This is a genomic window from Bradyrhizobium sp. CCBAU 051011, from assembly GCF_009930815.1.
Lineage (GTDB): Bacteria > Pseudomonadota > Alphaproteobacteria > Rhizobiales > Xanthobacteraceae > Bradyrhizobium.
Genome location: NZ_CP022222.1, coordinates 3,034,742 through 3,051,992, shown reverse-complemented (window position 1 = coordinate 3,051,992; position 17,251 = coordinate 3,034,742). Strand labels below are relative to the sequence as shown.

Here is a 17,251-nt window from a genome sequence, read left to right as displayed (position 1 = left end):
CCGGGACAAGCCCGGGCATGACGAAGTTCAATTGCGTTCAATTGCGTCATCACTTGTCAGGTAGCAGCAACTGCATTAGCCCGCTCCGCCAGCACACACCTCGCCGTTCGATCCGCCGACACCTGCACATTCGGCGGTAATCGCTCGCTGCAGCGCGGCTGCGCAACCGCGCAGCGCGGCGCGAAGGAGCAACTGACGGGCGCCTTGTCCAGCGAGGGCGGCGTGCCCGGGATGGTTTCAAGGCGCTGGCCGCGCTTGGCGCCGTGGACGGTCGAAGCCAGCAAGCCCTTGGCATAGGGATGCACCGGGGTGCGGACGATGTCGCGCAAGGTGCCCTGCTCCACGATCTGACCGGCATACATCACGGCAACGCGGTCGCAGATTTCAATCGCGACGCCGATATCGTGGGTCACGAAGATCACGGACATGCCGAACTCGCGCTGCAATTCGCGGAGCAGCAGCAGAATCTGGATCTGCACGGTGGCGTCCAGTGCCGTGGTCGGTTCGTCCGCCAGCAAAATCTTCGGCTTGCAGGCGAGCGCCAGCGCGATCATTGCGCGCTGGCGCATGCCGCCCGACATTTCGTGCGGATAGGCCTCGAGCCGGCGCTTGGCGGAGGGGATCCGGACCACCTCCAGCATTTCCAGCGCGCGAGCCATGGCTTCCTTCTCGCTCTTGCCTTCGTGACGGATCACGCTTTCGGCGATCTGGCGGCCGATCGTGTAGACGGGATCGAGCGCCAGCGCAGGCTCCTGGAAGATCATCGAGACGGTCTGGCCGCGAAACGCCGAAAGCTCCTCGTCGTTCATCGCCAGCACGTCGCGTCCCAAAACCTTCACGGTGCCCGAAATCAGCGTGCGCTTCTTCGGCAATAGTCGCATCAGCGCGCGCAGGGTCACGCTCTTGCCGGAGCCGGATTCGCCCAGCAGGCCGAGCACCTCGCCCTCGCCCAGCGAAAGCGAGATGTCGTTGACGGCATGAACCGTGCGCTCGCCGGTGAAGCGGATATTGAGGTCGCGGATGTCGACAAGATTGCTCATGCCAATTTTGGTACCTTTTGGTGATGGTCGGTGGCGCGCTGGAACGCCGCGCCGATCCGCACCAGCCCGGCCTCGTCAAAGGCACGGCCGATCAATTGCATGCCGACGGGCAGGCCCTTGCTGGTGAAACCGGCGGGAATCGAAAGCGACGGCAGGCCGAGATAATTGATCGGACGGGTGAAGCGCGTGATCCGCTGGATCACGGCTTCCGCATCGAGGCTGTTGCCGACGTCGCTCTCGGCAATCGTCGCCGCCGGCATTGGCGCCACCGGCGCGATCACGGCATCGGTGCCTTCCACCGCCGCAAGGTAGGCGGCGAGCGCCGGACCGCGCCAGCGCATCGCTTCGAGATAGGTCACGGCCGGAATGGCAAGCCCGTTCTGCAGCCGCATCAGGACCTGCGCACCGTAATCCTGGGGACGTTCGATCATCCAGCGCTTGTGGAAGGCGGCAGCTTCGGTGGCGAGCACGATCTGGCAGGCGGCGGTGAGCTGGCGCTGGTCCGGCAGCTCGACCTTGACGATTTCGGCGCCTTCCTTTTTCAGCGTAGCGATGGTCTCATCCAGCACCCGCGCCACTTCGGAATCGAGATCGTCGACATAGAAGGCGGTCGGCACGCCGATCTTCAGGCCCTTCATCGAGCCCGTGGTCGCGGCCATGTAGTTCGGCACCGGCTGCGTCGACGTGGTCGGATCCTCGGGATCGGCGCCCGCCATCAGCCCCACCAGCAGCGCACAGTCCTCGACGGTCTGCGCGAGCGGGCCTACGGTATCGAGCGATTGCGACAGCGGCATCGCGCCGGCGCGGCTGATCAGGCCGACCGTGGTCTTGAAGCCGGTGACGCCGCAAAAATGCGCGGGCATCCGGATCGAGCCGCCGGTATCCGAGCCCAGCGCCGCAAAGGTCAGCCGTGCCGCGACCGCGGAGCCCGAGCCGGACGACGAGCCGCCGGTGATGTGATCGACATTCCAGGGGTTACGCACCGCGCCGTAATGCACATTGTGGCCGGTTGGCCCGTAGGCGAATTCGACCATCTGCAGCGAGCCGAGCCTGACGGAGCCGGCGTCCTTCAGCCGCTGCAACGCGGTCGACGTCGTCGTCGCGACGAATTCGCGCCGGATCTTGGAGCCGCAGGTCACGACCTTGCCGGCGTCGTAATACATGTCCTTGTGCGCCATTGGCACACCAAGTAGCGGGCCGGCAATCTTGCCCTTGGCGAGATCAGCGTCGGCGGCATCGGCCGCGGCAAGCGCTGCCTCCGGCTCGATCGCCATGTAGGCGTTGACGTGCGGCTGCCACTGCGCGATCCGGTCGAGACAGGATTGCGTCGCCTCGCGCGAGGAAATTTTCTTGGCCGCGATCGCCTTGGCAACCGCAACGAGCGACATCAGGGCTGGCTCGCCGCTCATTTCGACACCTTCGCGTTCTGCACCAGCAGGAAGCTTGCCGGCTCGAGGTCCATCGGCAGCGTGCCGGCGACCGGCGCAAAGCCGTCGAAGGCCGGGCCGATGGAATTGGCGATGCGGGCGGATACTTCCGAATCCTGCGGCACGCCGGCGACGTCGGTCATTACCTTGACCTGTTTTGGATCGGGTCTTGTCATGCGGCGCTCACTCCCATGTCATTCTTGTCGGCCGGCGCGCGGCTGTGTCCGGAGCCCGGGATGGCCATGTAGCACGCCGCCTGATGGCCCATTGTATCGACATCGCTGAGGTTTGGCGTCGCATTTGCGCAGAGCGGCTCCGCAAACGGACAGCGGGTGTGAAACCGGCAGCCGGAGGGCGGGTCGATCGGGTTGGGCGGGTCGCCTGAGATCGGCGGCGTCTCGGTGCGATTATCAGGGTCGGACGACGGCATCGCTGCCAGCAGCGCCCGCGTATAGGGATGCGCCGGCGCGTCCCAGACCTTGTCGACCGGGCCGAGTTCGACCACCTCGCCGAGATACATCACCAGCACGCGGTCCGAGATATAACGCACCACGTTGAGATCGTGGCTGATGAACAGATAGGTCAGCCCGAATTCGCGCTTGAGATCGGCGAGCAGGTTGAGCACCTGCGCCTCGACGGATTTATCGAGCGCCGAGACGGCTTCATCCAGGATCACGAGCCGCGGCGACAGCGCCAGCGCCCGCGCGATATTGACGCGCTGGCGCTGGCCGCCAGAAATCTCGTGCGGGTAGCGGTTGGCAAAGGTTTCCGGGCGCAAACCCACCTTGCCGAGCAGTTCGCGCGCTAGCGTGCGCGCGGCGGCATCCGCCATACCGTGAACCTTGGGACCGAATGCGATCGAGTCCTCGATGGTCAGGCGCGGATTGAGCGAGGCGTAGCTGTCCTGGAATACCATCTGCATGCCGCGGCGAAGTTCTCGCAGCGACAGTGCACGGCCGACCTGCAGGCCGTCATAGATAATATCTCCGGCATCGCGCTTCATCAGGTGCATCAGCAGCCGCGCAGTGGTCGACTTGCCGCAGCCGGACTCGCCGACGATGCCGACGGTTTCGCCCTTGGCAATGGAGAAGGAGACATTATCGACCGCGCGCACGGTTTTGCGCGGGCTGAACAGATCGCCCCGCACCGGAAAATGCTTGGTGAGGCCTGCGACCTGCAACAGCGGCTGCGCCGCGCCGCCGACGTCCTCGACCGGCTCCAGATGATCGACTGACGGGCTGGTTTCACTCATCGCGTCAGTTCCTGATATCCATGGCACTACGCATGCCGTCGCTCAAAAGATTGAAGCAGATCGACACCGCAAAGATCATGACGCCCGGCAGCGCCGCCACCCATGGGTTGACATAGATCGCCGTGCGCAGCGTGTTCAGCATCAGGCCCCATTCCGGTTCCGGCGGCTTGGTGCCGAGGCCGAGGAACGACAGGCCGGCGGCGAGGATCATCGACACCGAGATCAGTCCCGTCGCGTAGACGAAGATCGGTCCGAGCACATTGCCCAGCATGTGCACGCGCATGATGGTGAAGGGCCCGGCGCCGGAGGCGCGCGCGGCTTCGACGAAATCCATGTTGCGCACGCCTGTCGTAACGCTTTCGGCGACGCGGGTGATCTGCGGAACGAATACGATGGTCAGCGACACGATCGAGTTGACGATGCCCGCGCCCAGCGCGCCCGAGATCGCGATCGCCAGCAGCACCGAGGGGAAGGCGTAGAACACGTCGATGGTGCGCATGATCGCGGTATTGAGCCGGCCGCCGACATAGCCGGCGACAAGGCCGAGCGAGGTGCCGATCACGAAGGCGAAGATCACGGGCAGGATGCCGATGATCAGCGACAGCCGCCCGCCATAGATCAGCCGAGCCAGCATGTCGCGGCCGAGTTCGTCGGTGCCGAGCGGATAGTTCGGCGTGCCGATATGGCGAAGCCTCCGGATCATCGAGCCCTGATAGGGATCGGCGAGGCCGAGCCAGGGCGCCAGCAGCGCGGAAGCGAAGATCAGCACCAGCACGAAGGCGCAGACCATGCTGACCTTGTCGCGCACGATGCGGCGGCCGACGGTCGCCCAATAGCCGCGCGCCTTGGTGATGGGCGCGGCTTGCAGCGCAGTATCCGACATCACGGTCATGATCAGCCCCGCTTGATGCGCGGATCGATCGCGGCCTGCGCGATATCGACCAGGAGGTTAAGGGCGACGAAGAACAGCGCCAGCACCAGGATGGTGCCCTGCAGCAGCGGCAGGTCGCGCTGGAAGATCGCCGAATTGAGCAGCAAGCCCGAGCCGGGCCAGGAGAACACGGTCTCGATCAGGATCGAGCCGCCGAGCATGTAGCCGAGCTGCAGGCCCATCACCGCAAGCGCCGTCGGTGCGGCGTTCTTGATGACGTGCTTGAACACGTCGAGTTCGCGGAGGCCCTTGGCGCGCAGGGCCTCGACGAAATCCTGCGAAAGGATATCGCCGGTGAGCGCGCGCACGGTGCGGGTGACGATACCCATCGGGATCACCGAGGTCGTGATCGCCGGCAGGATGAGATATTTCATATGCTCCCAATCCCAGCCCCACGAACCGGAACCGCCGGGACCGGCGCCGACCGCGGGCAGCCAGTTGAGCTGCACCGAGAAGATGATGACCATCACCATGCCGAGCCAGTAATGCGGCACCGAAACTCCGGCAATCGCAACCGAGGTCGCGACCTTGTCGACCCATGTGTCGCGGAAATAGCCGGCGATCAGGCCGAACAACAGCCCGAGCGTGAAGCCGATCATCGCTGCGGCAATTGCAAGCGTCACGGTATTGCCGACCGCGCGCAACACTTCCGTCAGCACCGGGCGACCGGTGGCGATCGAGCTGCCGAGATCGCCGTGGAGTGCGCGCCAGATCCACAGCCCGAACTGCACCGGCAGCGGCCGGTCGAAGCCGTAAGCCGTTCGCATTTGCGCGGCGAGTTCCTGCGAGGCATCCGCCGGCAGCACCGCGACCAGCGGGTCGCCGGGCGTGATATGCACGAGCAGGAAACACACCAGCGCGACGCTGATAACGATCGGAATGACGTAGACGATACGCCGGGCGATATAAGCGAACACGGTCTGCTTTTCTTTTTCCCTTCTCCCCTTGTGGGAGAAGGTGGCGCGGACGCTAGGCCGCGCCAGATGAGGGGTTCTATCCGCGGACACAGACAATCCAGATGAGGGAGGCGTGTCCGCGGAGAAAACCCCTCATCCGGCTTCGATGCTTCGCATCGAAGCCACCCTCTCCCACAAGGGGAGAGGGTGCAACATCGCAAGTCCGGACCTACGGCGCCATCGTCACCGGCGAGAAGTCGACGAACCAGCTCTTCGGCTGCACAAAACCCTTGACCTTCGGGCTCATCGCGCGCGGCGAGACGTCGTGGGCGACGTAGAGGAACGCCGCGTCATCGACGGATGCCGCATGCAGGTCGGCGAGTGCCGCGTCACGGGCTGCGGGATCGAAGGTCTGGCGGGCCTTGGTCACCAGCTCGTCGAACTTGGGGTTGTTGATGTAGCCCCAATTGTTCGAGACCGGCGGCGCCATCGACGATTGCAGGAAGCGCACCAGCGCGAAGAACGGGTCCATCGCCGCATAGGTGACGTTGGTGGCGTTGGCGCCGTTGGCGGTCGGATCCTTGGCGCCGCGGCGCCAGTTGGTGAACAGCGTGTTCCACTCGATGACATCGAGCTGGACGTCGAAGTAGCACTCGGCCAGTGCCTGCTGCAGATATTCGTTCATCGGCAAGGGCTGCATCTGGCCCGACCCCGAGGCGGAGGTCTGGGTCTTCACCGTCAGCTTCTTGCTCGGGCCGTATCCGGCCTCCTGCATCAGCTTCTGGGCGGCCTTCAGGTCATACTTGATCTCGAAGGTCGGCTTTCCGCGCCAGGGATGGCCGGGCTCGAACGTGCCGGTGGCCGGCACCATCAGGCCGGCGAGCAGGCCCTCTTTCAGACCTTCACGGTCGATGCAGAGATTGGCGGCCTTGCGGACGCGGATGTCGTTCCAGGGCGAGCCTTCGATGCGCGAGAACTGCCAGGGCCAGACATGTGGGGATTCATTGGCCTGAAGCTGGAAGCCGCGCTGCTTAATCTCCTTGACGGCATCCGGCGCCGGTGCCTCGACCCAGTCGACCTGACCGGACAGCAGCGCCGCGGTGCGGGCATTTGCTTCCGGCATCGGCAACAGCACCATCCGGTCGACCTTGGGCACGCGGGCCTTGTCCCAATAGCCCTCGTTCTTGACCAGTTCGAGCCGCTCGCGCGGCGTGAACTTCGACATCTTCCAGGGGCCGGTGCCCGAAGCGTCCCTGGCAAACGCCGCCCAGGCGGCCTGCGACTTCGCCTTGGCGTCGGCACCTTCAGCCTTGTCATAGAATGCCTGCCATTTGGCGGGGCTCGCCATGAACAGGTTGGTCAGGTTGATCGGCAGAAAACTGTCCGGCTCCTTGGTGGTCAATTCCACCGTCATGTCGTCGATCTTGCGCGCCGAGGCCAGCGTCGGCATGCGCGAGGCGGTGACGCCGACCTGGCTGGCGTCGAAATGCGGCGCATCCTGCTTCAGCACCTTCTCGACGTTCCAGACCACGGCGTCGGCATTGAAGTCGCTGCCATCATGGAATTTGACGCCGGGACGCAGCTTGAAGGTCCACTTCTTCTTGTCGGCCTCATCGACCTTCCACTCGGTCGCAAGCCCGGGAATCATGACGCTCGCCTTGCTGGCCGAGGAGAGGTCCCACATCGTCAGGCCGTCATACATCGTCAGGCCGGTGAAGCGGTTGCCCTCAAAACCCTGATCGGGTTGCCCGAGCGTGCGCGGAATATCGGCCGCCGTCATGCCGATCCGCAGCACGGTCTCGGCGCTTGCGAGCTGCGGCAGCCCCACCACCAGGGCGGTCGCCAGCAGCCACGCGGTGGCCGTCTTCTTCGATGTCTCGTTACGCATATGCAGCAATCCCTTCTCGACTTGGGTGACTAATTCTTATGCAAAGGTATGCAACGCCTGTGCCAAGGCTGGTGCGAGGGCAGGCGATTGGCTAGGGGCCATTGGCCGCACAACTCCCTGTAGAGTGCGCATCCACGCGCGCGTTCCATGCTCCATTTGGCACCAAGCTTGCATTTTTTAGCTCTACCCCCCGCCCGATGGAGCTTAAATCATGCGCACCCGATATTCGATGCTTCTTGCTGCCGCGGCAATAGCCCTCGGATTCCCTCTTGGCTTGCCCACGATTTCGGCGCAGGCGGAGACCGTTGTGCGCTACGGCATTTCGATGGCGGACATTCCGCTGACCACCGGCCAGCCCGACCGCGGCGCCGGCGCCTACCAGTTTTCGGCCTATACGATCTACGATCCGCTGGTCGCCTGGGAGATGGACGTGTCGGACCGGCCGGGCAAGCTGGTGCCGGGGCTGGCAACCGAATGGAAGGTCGACGATTCAGACAAGAAGAAGTGGCGCTTTACCCTGCGCAAGGGCGTCAAATTTCACGACGGCAGCGAGTTCAATGCCGACGCGGTGATCTGGAATCTGGACAAGGTGCTCAACGACAAGGCACCGCAGTTCGACAAGCGACAGAGCGCGCAGGTGAAGACCCGCCTGCCCTCGGTCGCCAGCTACGCCAAGGTCGACGACGACACGATCGAGATCACGACCAAGACCGTCGACTCCTTCTTCCCATACCAGATGCTCTGGTTCCTGGTCTCGAGCCCCGCGCAATATGAAAAGCTCGGCAAGGACTGGGACAAATTTGCCAGTCAGCCCTCGGGCACCGGGCCGTTCAAGCTCACAAAACTCGTCCCGCGTGAGCTCGCGGAGCTGACCAAGAACGCCGACTATTGGGACAGGAAGCGTCTTCCGAAGGCCGACAAGATCGTGCTGATCCCGATGCCGGAGGCGCTGACGCGCACCAATGCGCTGTTGGCCGGCCAGGTCGATCTGATCGAAACGCCGGCGCCCGATGCAGTGCCGCAGCTCAAATCCGCCGGCATGAAGATCGTCGACAACGTCACGCCGCATGTCTGGAATTATCATCTGAGCGTACTGCCCGGCTCGCCCTGGACCGACATTCGCCTCCGCAAGGCGCTCAACCTCGCGATCGATCGCGATGCGGTGGTTGGCCTCATGAACGGATTGGCAAAGCCCGCCAAGGGCCAAGTCGACCCGTCGAGCCCCTGGTTCGGCAAGCCGTCCTTTGACCTGAAGTACGATGTCGCGGCGGCGAGGAAACTGGTGCAAGAAGCGGGCTACTCGAAGGAGAAGCCGCTGAAGACGACTTTCATCATCGCGCAGGGCGGCACCGGGCAGATGCTGTCGTTGCCGATGAACGAATTCCTGCAGCAGAGCTTTAAGGAAATCGGCATCGAGATCGACTTCAAAGTGGTCGAGCTCGAAACACTGTACACGGCGTGGCGCAAGGGCGCGGCCGACGAGATGAATGCGAACATCACCTCCAACAACATCGCCTATGTCACCTCGGATCCGCTCTATGCCATCGTGCGCTTCTTCCACTCCGGGCAGATTGCGCCGGTCGGCGTCAACTGGGGCGGCTACAAGAGCCCGAAGGTCGACGCGCTGATCGACGAGGCCAAGCAGACGTTCGACGTCGCCAAGCAGGACGAACTGCTGGCGCAGGCGCATGCAGCGATCGTCGACGACGCCACGCTGGTCTGGGTGGTGCACGACACCAACCCGCACGCGCTGTCGCCGAAGGTGAAGAAGTTCGTGCAGGCGCAGCACTGGTTCCAGGATCTGACGCAGATCGGGCTGGAATAAGGGAATCGTAAGGTGGGCAAAGGCGCGCTAGCGCCGTGCCCACCATCGGCACGCAACAAGAAAATGGTGGGCACGCTTCGCTTTGCCCACCCTACGATTTGCTGGATTGCCGGGCTTGACCCGGCAATCCAGCCACTTCGAAAGATTCATCTGAAGATCGATGGATGCGCGGGTCAAGCCCGCGCATGACGCGTTAGCGCATCACTTCGTCAGCAGCGCAAATGCGCCATTCCAGTCTTCCGGCGGCGGGTTTTCGAGATAGTTGCGAATCCGGGCTTCGTACAAATTGTAGAGCAGCTCCAGCGAATTTGCCTCGTCGGTCTTGCGGCCGCGCTCGATCGCGGCCAGCGCGCCGTCCCAATCGCGGGTGCGGTAGCAGGCGAGCATCTCGATGGTCAGGTTGCGCAGGCGCTGGAAGCGGCCGGACTGCGCGGTGTCCTCGCGGCCGGCGATGGCGTAAATCACCTCCGGCTCCTTCTTGCCCTTCACCATGATGAAGTCGAGTTCGAGGATGGCGAACTTGTCCTTGACCGCCAGCGCGGTCCTGGAGCCGACGATGATCGGAAAGCCGTATTCCTTCGATTGCCCCTCGAGGCGCGAGGCCAGATTGACGCTGTCGCCGAACACCGAATAGTCGAAGCGCTGGTCGGAGCCCATATTGCCGACCACGCAGATGCCGGTATTGAGCCCGATGCCGGCATTGAGCGGAATGAACGGACGCCCCTCTTCCTTGGCCTCCTGCTCGCGCGCCTCGTTGAGTTCGTCGACGCGCTCCAGCATGTCGAGCGCCGCCTCGCAGGCGTTGAGCTCGTGATGCTTGTCGTCCAGCGGCGCGTTCCAGAACGCCATGATGGCATCGCCCATGTATTTGTCGATGGTGCCCTTGCGATCGAGAATCGCGTTGGTCAGCGGCGTGAGGAAACGGTTCATCAGCGCGGTGAGGCCCTGTGGATCGTTCTTGTAGGTCTCCGAGATCGAGGTGAAGCCGCGCATGTCGGAGAACATGATGGTCATCTCGCGCTCCTCGCCGCCGAGAACCAGCTTTTCTGGCGACTGCGCGAGCTGCTCGACCAGCGCCGGCGACAGATACTGGCCGAAAGCGGAACGTATCTGCCGCCGCTGGGCCTGCTCGCGCACGAAGGAGGAAAAGATCAGCGTAAGATAGATCGCGGTAGTCGACATCAGGGGATAGGTGAAATCGATCAGCAAGCGGTGCTGCGCGTAGAAATACGCTGATGTTCCGACCAGAACGGTTGCAAACGCACCGCCGACGATGACCAGCGAGATCGGACCGAACAGCGGCGCGAACGCAATCACCAGCAGCCCGAACAACATCGCCGCCGTAAATTCGAGGACGATGCCGTAGATCGGCTGCGAGATCACCGCGCCTGTCAGCGCGCTCTCCAGCACCTGGGCATGGATCTCAACCCCGGGCATGGCGCGCGACACCGGCGTGGTCTTGATGTCGTTGAGGCCGACCGCCGACGTGCCGATCAGCACCAGCTTGCCCGCAATCATGTCGGGCGCGACGTTCTTTTCCAGCACGTTGACGGCAGGAACGTAGATCGAGGCGTCGTTGCGGGCATAGTGAACCCAGAGCTGGCCGTTATGATCGGTCGGTATCTGGACGCCCCTGATGCCGAGGCTCTTGATGCCGGCCTTCTCGGCCTTGATCAGGATGGTGCCGGAGCCGGTGGCGACGCGGAGCATCTCGAAGGTCAGCGAGGGCATCGTCTGGCCCTGAGCCTGCATGATCATCGGCACCCGCCGCACGATACCGTCGCGCTCCGGCTTGATGGTGAACAGACCGCGCCCGGCGGCGGCATGCTCCAGCACCGGGACGTTGCGCAGAAGGCCGGGAAACTCGAACATGAAGCGTTGCGGCTCCTCGCCCAGCATCGCGAGCCCGGTGACCGGCAGCGTCTTGTCGAGGGCCGTGATTTCCTCCGGCAGGCCGGACTCGCCGAGCACGACGCGCGACTTGCGGATCGCATCGGCGAATATCTGGTCGTTGCTCGGTAATGAACGCAGCTTGGCGCGGGTCTCCTCGTCAAGCTGCGGGATCGCATCGGCCGCGAAGGCGGGATTGAGCCGGTCGGGCTCCGAAAACACCGCGTCGAAGGCGATCACCACGGCGCCCAGCTCGGTCAGCTCGGTGACGAGCGCTGCGATCCGCGTCCGCGGCCATGGCCACTGCCCGAGCTTCTCGAGGCTCTTGTCGTCGATATCGACGATGGTGACCGGCCGCGCCGTTTTCTTGCGCGGATCGATGCGCTGGAAGGCGTCAAAGGTCCTGACACGAATTTCCTCGACCGGCGCCGGATCGGCGACGCGCAGCGCGGCGAACCCGATCAGCAGCAAAAGGCACAGCAGCCTTGCATAGCCGATGCGCCGCTTGAACCACCTCGGTAAGGCCCGGAGTCGCTTCATGGGTCTCGATTGTTCGCCAACTGGCGGCGCCAGACAAGCCAGAACATGGCACCGGCATAGGGTCTAGCGCGAATGGCGAAAGGCCATACTAGTGATGCGGCGAGACGATGAAGTCGCTCGCATGCAGGCTGGCGACCGCGACCCCCTTGAGGGTGATGGTTTCGCCGTGCTCGAGCGTGATCAGCGTGTCCGCGTCATCTGTCGGACTCGCCGTCGCATGGGCACCGAGCCACGTCTCGATACTGGACGAATCCACCTCGGAGAACGCGCGTAGATCGATATGATCTTCGCCCGGCTTGAAGTCGGTGATCTCATCGGCGCTCGGGTCGTATTGGTCTTCCGGCGCAAATACAAACTGATCGGCCTTGGCGTAGCCGGTCAGCGTGTCGTTGCCCTCAGTTGCGAAGATGACGTCCTTTTCGTCCGTTCCTTCGAGCGTGGCGCCATTCCATCCGGATTGCTGGAACACGAAGTTCAGGGTGTCGCTGTGGCCATTGGCGTCCGTTGCGGTCACCGTGACGATGTCGTTCAGCTCAGTATCGCCGTTGTAGTCCGTCGGTGTGTAAATGATGCCGTCGGCAAACTGGGCATTGATTTCCGAAACGTTGCCGGCCTCCACCGAGGAAAGCGTGCCGTGCAAAGCGCTCGCCGTGATCGTCACGTCGGAAGCCTGGTCGTCATCAGACAACTTGATGTCAAAAACGGTGGTGGTAACTGCGTCGTCTCCGTTCTCCACAACGCTGACGCTTTCGGCGCTCAGGACCGGGGCCTGATTGGCAGCGGCCTCGACTTCGACCTTCGCGGTGAAATAAGCCGAATCCTGTCCGCCATTGGCGGTGCCGCCACTATCCTGGAGCGTGAAGGTCACGGTGCGCTCGCCGGCGACAGGGTCGGGCGTAGCGTTCGAGAATTCGATCGCCTGCGCCAGCGCGGCGACGGCCGCATCGCTGGCGTTGCCGTTCAGCGTCACCTGCAGGCTGTTGGTATCATAATCCGAAATCGTTCCGACAACCTGGGCGTGGGCGGGGCCGGCTGCCCCGTCGGCGTCGTACAGGATATCGGTACCGCTGACCGAAATGAGGTCGCCGTTCGCGATGGTGAGTGTGTCGCCCTGGTGTCCGCCATCCGTCACGGCCGCGGTGAACGATCCGCCGGCGTAATTGCTGCTGTCGACATCGCTGGCCGAGACACTGCCAGCCAGAGCGACCGCCGCGTCCCCCGCCTGATAGGTCGGCGCGAGATCGGTGCCGGTGAATACCGGAGCGTCGTTGGTGCCGGTGACGGTGATCGTGAAAGCCTTGGACGCGGTTCCGCCGTCGCCATCGTCGATCGCGACCGTGTACGTGAGCGTCAGCTGCTCGCCGGCGGCGAGGTAATTGAACGCGGTCGAGGCCGCCGAGAACGACAGATTGACCGAGCCGGACGACGAGCCGGAGTTCTTGGTCACCGCGCCGGGCTCGACCAGAGCGATGAGCGCCGCATTGTCGAGCGCTAATCCGGTGGTGGTGCCGGACGCAACCACGCCGGTGATATCGGCGGTGTGGTCGGTGTCGGCCAGGTCGACATCGGTGAAGGTCACGGGGATCGTCGCCGTCAGCGGCGAACTCCCGGTCTGCTCGGTCAGGTGATTTTGCGCGATATCGGCAATCACCGGCGCGTCGTTGGTGCCGGTGATGGTGACAACAAAGGTCTTCGGCGTCACGCCGCCGTCGCCGTCGTCGATCGAAACCGTGTAGGTCAGCGTCAGTTGCTCGCCGGCGGCCAGGTAATTGAACGCGGTCGAGGCTGCCGAGAACGACAGATTGACCGAGCCGGACGACAAACCGGCGTCCTTGGTCACCGTGCCCGGCTCGACCAGGGCGATCAGCGCCGCATTGTCGAGCGCAAGACCCGCGGTCTTGCCTGATGTCATCACGCTCGTGATTGCGGCGGTGTGACCGATATCGCTGAGATCGACGTCGGAGAATGTCACCGGAATCGTCGCTGTCAACGCCGACGTATCGGTCGGCTCGGTCAAATCCTTTTGCGCGATATTGGCAATCACCGGCGCGTCGTCAGTGCCGGTGACGGTGACGACAAAGGTCTTCGTGGTCCCGCCCTCGCCGTCGTCGATCGCAACCGTGTAGGTCAGCGTCAGGACTTCGTCCTTCGCCAGATAATCGAACGCCGTCGAGGCGGCTGAGAACGACAGGCCGACCGAGCCGGCCGAGGAGCCCGCAGCCTTGGTCACCACGCCCGGCGTCACCAGCGCAATCAGCGCCGTCTCGTCGAGCGCAAGACCTGACGTCGTGCCGGTCGCCACCGCGTCGGTGATGGTTGCGGTGTGGCCGACATCCGACAGGTCGAGGTCGGTGAAGGTAACCGGGATCGTCGTCGTCAGCGCCGCGGTGCCGGTCGGCTCGGTGAGGCCCTGCTGCGCGATACCAGCGATTTCGGGTGCGTCGTTACTGCCGTTGATGGTAACGACGACATCCTGCCACGCGACGCCGCCATGATGGTCATCGACCTGCACCGTGTAGGTCAGCGTGACCGCCTCGCCGTCGGCGAGATAGTCGAAATAATGATCCGGCGCCGAGAACGACCAGGTTTTCGAGCCCTGCACGCCATCCGTGGAATCGGCGAGCGCCCCCAGCGACAGCCAGCTTAGCTGAACCGTACCGTTGGCGAGGCCGGTCATGACGCCGGAGGCGCCGACGCCGGTGATCGTGACCGCATGCGTATCGGTCAGATCGGTATCGGTGAACGTGATCGCGCCGCTGGCAGTATCCGGCGTCGTCGAATTGTGGGTGTCGGCCTTTTCCGCAATCGTCGCGGCCTGCGGATCGCTGGTGATCTCGGCCGTGTCGTTGCTGCCGGTGACCGTGACGGTAAACGGCTTGCTCACCACGCCGCCATGCCCGTCATCGACGGTTGCAGTGTAGGTCAGGTTAAGGATTTCGCCATCGGCGAGGAAGTCGAACGCCCCGTCGGCAACGCTGTAACTCCAGCTTGCCGAACCGTTGTTGGCATTGCCGCTCGCCTGCACCACCATCAGCGGTACATCCACGTTCGCGATCGCAGCGAGTTGGGCTGCGGTGAGCGACGGGGTGATGTCGATGTGCGCCGCATTCGCATAGGAGAAAGACGTGAACTGCGCGCTAGCCACCGGGCGGTCGGTCAAGTCGACGTCGGTGAAGCCGATGGTGCCCGATACGGTATGAAGCACCGTTGACCCGGTCGGATTCGGTTGGCCGGGATTCGACAGCTCGGGGAACGCAGCGCACGTCACCTCGATGGTCGGAAGGTCGTTGGTACCGGAGACGGCAACGTCCGCGCCGTCGATGGAAACCGTGATCGACGTGGTGATGACGCCGCCATGGCCGTCATCGACTTTGGCGACATAGTTGAGCACCAGCGTCTCGCCCTTGGCGAGGAAGTCGAACTTGCTGTCCTCGATGCTGTAGGTCCAGCTCGCCGAGCCGTTGTTGGTGTTTCCGCCCCCCTGCACCACGCTGAGCGGCACCTCGACGGCCTGGATCGCCGCCAACTGCTCCGGCGTCAGCGTCGCCGTGACGTCGTTGCCCTCCGCGTCGTAATAGCGGAACGGATCGGTCGTGGAGATTTCCACGCTGACGACGGGACGGTCGGTCAGGTCGACGTCGCCGAAGGTGACGGTGCCGGATACGACATCGATCGTGGTGTTGCCGGTGCCGATCCGCTCCGTGATCTCGCCGCCGGTCGCGGAGATCGTCGGCTTGTCGTTGGTGCCGGTGACGACGATCGTGAACGGCACGAACGTCGTCTCGTTGGCGGGCGCGTAGTTGGTGTCTACGCGTGCCAGGTAGGTCAGCTTAAGCGTCTCGCCAGCGGCGAGAAAGTCGAAAGCGCCGTCTGCGACGTTGTAAGTCCAGGTCGCCGTGCCGTAGTTCTTGCCGTTTGGGTCCTGCGTCACGACCAGCGGAACCTTGACAGCCTGGATCGCCGCGAGTTGCTGCGCGGTCAGCGTGGCGCTTACATCGACGCCTTGCGCGTTCTGATAGGTGAATGAGGAAAACTGCGTGCTGACGCTCGGCCTGTCGTCGGGGTTGATATCGGCGTAGTTTACCACGCCGGACGTCGTATTGATGGAGGCATTGCCGGTGACATCGGCCAGCTCCGTCATCTCGCCGCCAAACGCTGCCGCCAGCGGCGGGCCAGCAATGCGCGGGGGCTTCTCGACCGGCGCCGGATCCCGCTCGGCCACAATTCTCTCGGGAACGTTGATGAACTGCAACGTGACTGGAACGGTGCTGTTGCTCGCGAGCTTGAGGAGCAGCGTTTCCGGAATGATCGAGTCGGTAAAATTGGTGGTGAGCTTGGTGTTCGGGTTGTTCAGGTCGGTGAACTTCAGCGAGAACACGTCGCTGATGATCTTCTGCGCGTCGGGCGATAGCTGTACCGACGATTGGAAGCTGACACCGCCCTGACCATTGATGATCGTCTGCGTGCCGGCCCGGTTGACGGTCGCAATCGGCGTCAGCGTGGTCTTGTCGAACAGGATGTACGAACCGGTGGTGCCGTCGGGCTCGACCAGCACCTGGAATTTCGCCGGCGGCGCGACGCCCGACCCGGGCACCTCGAAGTCGATCTCGACCAGCACCGCGGTGCCGCGGATGCCCATGGTCGCGACCGGCGTGTCGACCTTCATGTCGCCTTTCTTGGCGGTGGCGCCGGCGACGAACGAGATCGTGCCCTGCACCAGGCTGAGCAGCGATTTGTTGTCCGACCCGTTGGGGTCGTAGACCATTTCGTTCAGCACCATCCTGGCGTTCGAAGCGAGGCCGAACACGGTGCCGTCGATGAAGGTGATGCCGAGCGTGGAATCGGAGCCGGACTGGACGACGTCGCCTTTGTGAACCGTATCGCCCTGGTTCAGGATGATCGACACGCCGTTGCGGATCGCGGTCGCATTGCCGACGAGCTTCGTCACATGGCCGATCATTTGCGGCGCAACGCTGGCGCTGCCGTCGGCCTGCGCGAACTGGGTGTGCCCGGCCAGGGCGTTGACGATGTCGCCGGTCAGGTGGGCGCCGTCGGGCGATGCGAGCGCGGCGCGCTTCTCGCCCTTGAAGTAATCGGGCAGCACCAGCTCGCGGTCGCCGCTTGAGAGGATCAGGTCGACGCCCGACCGTTTGAAGTCGCCGCTGAAGAGCAGATGAGCATCAGAAATGATGATGGCGTCCGACGGCGCATGTGTCGAAACTTTGTCGACCTGGACCTTGCCGGAAGATGAAAAGTGGCCGTGCGGTGACAGCGATGCCCCAAGGCCAATATCCGCGCCGGAAAAAGGGCCGAGATCGCCCGATCCGAATTTGCCGGCGTAGTTCAATGGGTCACCGATCTAAATAGTTAAGAAGTATGAAATTTCCCTGCGGGGTTTTCATACCACGCAGGTAAGGAACACAAAAGCAGGCCAGCAGAGAACACCCTCTATATGGGGTAAGTCTGCAACAGGACCGAAAAGGTCCGCAAAAAGTGTCGGGCGACAGTGTGGCGAAGAAAAGGCCGAATCTGCCTCGGTCCGATTGAAAAATGGGCACGGCC

10 protein-coding genes are annotated in these 17,251 nt (G+C 63.5%); 1 reads left to right on the top strand and 9 read right to left on the bottom strand.

Going from position 1 to position 17,251, the window contains the following annotated elements; translation table 11 throughout:
* Positions 1 to 56: 56 nt before the first annotated feature.
* From ACH79_RS14395 to ACH79_RS14365, 7 genes are all read right to left on the bottom strand, one after another.
* Positions 57 to 1,040, bottom strand: coding sequence for an ABC transporter ATP-binding protein (locus ACH79_RS14395; protein ID WP_161851615.1), 984 nt, complete (start codon positions 1,038 to 1,040; stop codon positions 57 to 59).
* A complete protein-coding gene (locus ACH79_RS14390; RefSeq protein ID WP_161851614.1) occupies positions 1,037 to 2,449 on the bottom strand; it encodes an amidase in 1,413 nt (470 codons plus the stop codon). The genes ACH79_RS14395 and ACH79_RS14390 overlap by 4 nt, the downstream gene beginning before the upstream one ends.
* Positions 2,446 to 2,643 (bottom strand): hypothetical protein, encoded by a 198-nt coding sequence (locus ACH79_RS14385; RefSeq protein ID WP_161851613.1) that lies wholly within the window; start codon positions 2,641 to 2,643, stop codon positions 2,446 to 2,448. The genes ACH79_RS14390 and ACH79_RS14385 overlap by 4 nt, the downstream gene beginning before the upstream one ends.
* On the bottom strand, positions 2,640 to 3,719 hold the full coding sequence (locus tag ACH79_RS14380) for an ABC transporter ATP-binding protein (RefSeq protein ID WP_161851612.1): 1,080 nt from the start codon (positions 3,717 to 3,719) through the stop codon (positions 2,640 to 2,642). The genes ACH79_RS14385 and ACH79_RS14380 overlap by 4 nt, the downstream gene beginning before the upstream one ends.
* A 4-nt stretch (positions 3,720 to 3,723) precedes the next feature.
* The gene (locus ACH79_RS14375; RefSeq protein ID WP_057834135.1) at positions 3,724 to 4,602 is read right to left on the bottom strand and encodes an ABC transporter permease; all 879 of its coding nucleotides are present in this window, start codon (positions 4,600 to 4,602) and stop codon (positions 3,724 to 3,726) included.
* A gap of 11 nt (positions 4,603 to 4,613) precedes the next feature.
* Positions 4,614 to 5,567 carry an ABC transporter permease gene (locus ACH79_RS14370; RefSeq protein WP_161851611.1) on the bottom strand — a complete coding sequence of 318 codons (954 nt, stop codon included), beginning with the start codon at positions 5,565 to 5,567 and terminating at the stop codon, positions 4,614 to 4,616.
* A gap of 208 nt (positions 5,568 to 5,775) precedes the next feature.
* Positions 5,776 to 7,443 (bottom strand): ABC transporter substrate-binding protein, encoded by a 1,668-nt coding sequence (locus ACH79_RS14365; protein ID WP_371419399.1) that lies wholly within the window; start codon positions 7,441 to 7,443, stop codon positions 5,776 to 5,778.
* 202 nt (positions 7,444 to 7,645) lie between these two features.
* On the opposite strand from ACH79_RS14365, the gene ACH79_RS14360 reads away from it, so the two are divergent.
* Positions 7,646 to 9,259 carry an ABC transporter substrate-binding protein gene (locus ACH79_RS14360; protein WP_161851609.1) on the top strand — a complete coding sequence of 538 codons (1,614 nt, stop codon included), beginning with the start codon at positions 7,646 to 7,648 and terminating at the stop codon, positions 9,257 to 9,259.
* Between the two features lie 201 nt (positions 9,260 to 9,460).
* Here the strand turns inward: ACH79_RS14360 and ACH79_RS14355 are convergent, their stop codons facing one another.
* Both ACH79_RS14355 and ACH79_RS14350 read right to left on the bottom strand, forming a co-directional pair.
* The gene (locus tag ACH79_RS14355) at positions 9,461 to 11,689 is read right to left on the bottom strand and encodes a CHASE2 domain-containing protein (RefSeq protein WP_161851608.1); all 2,229 of its coding nucleotides are present in this window, start codon (positions 11,687 to 11,689) and stop codon (positions 9,461 to 9,463) included.
* 88 nt (positions 11,690 to 11,777) lie between these two features.
* Complete coding sequence (locus tag ACH79_RS14350) at positions 11,778 to 17,036, bottom strand: VCBS domain-containing protein (protein WP_161851607.1); 5,259 nt, start codon at positions 17,034 to 17,036, stop codon at positions 11,778 to 11,780.
* Positions 17,037 to 17,251: the final 215 nt, after the last annotated feature.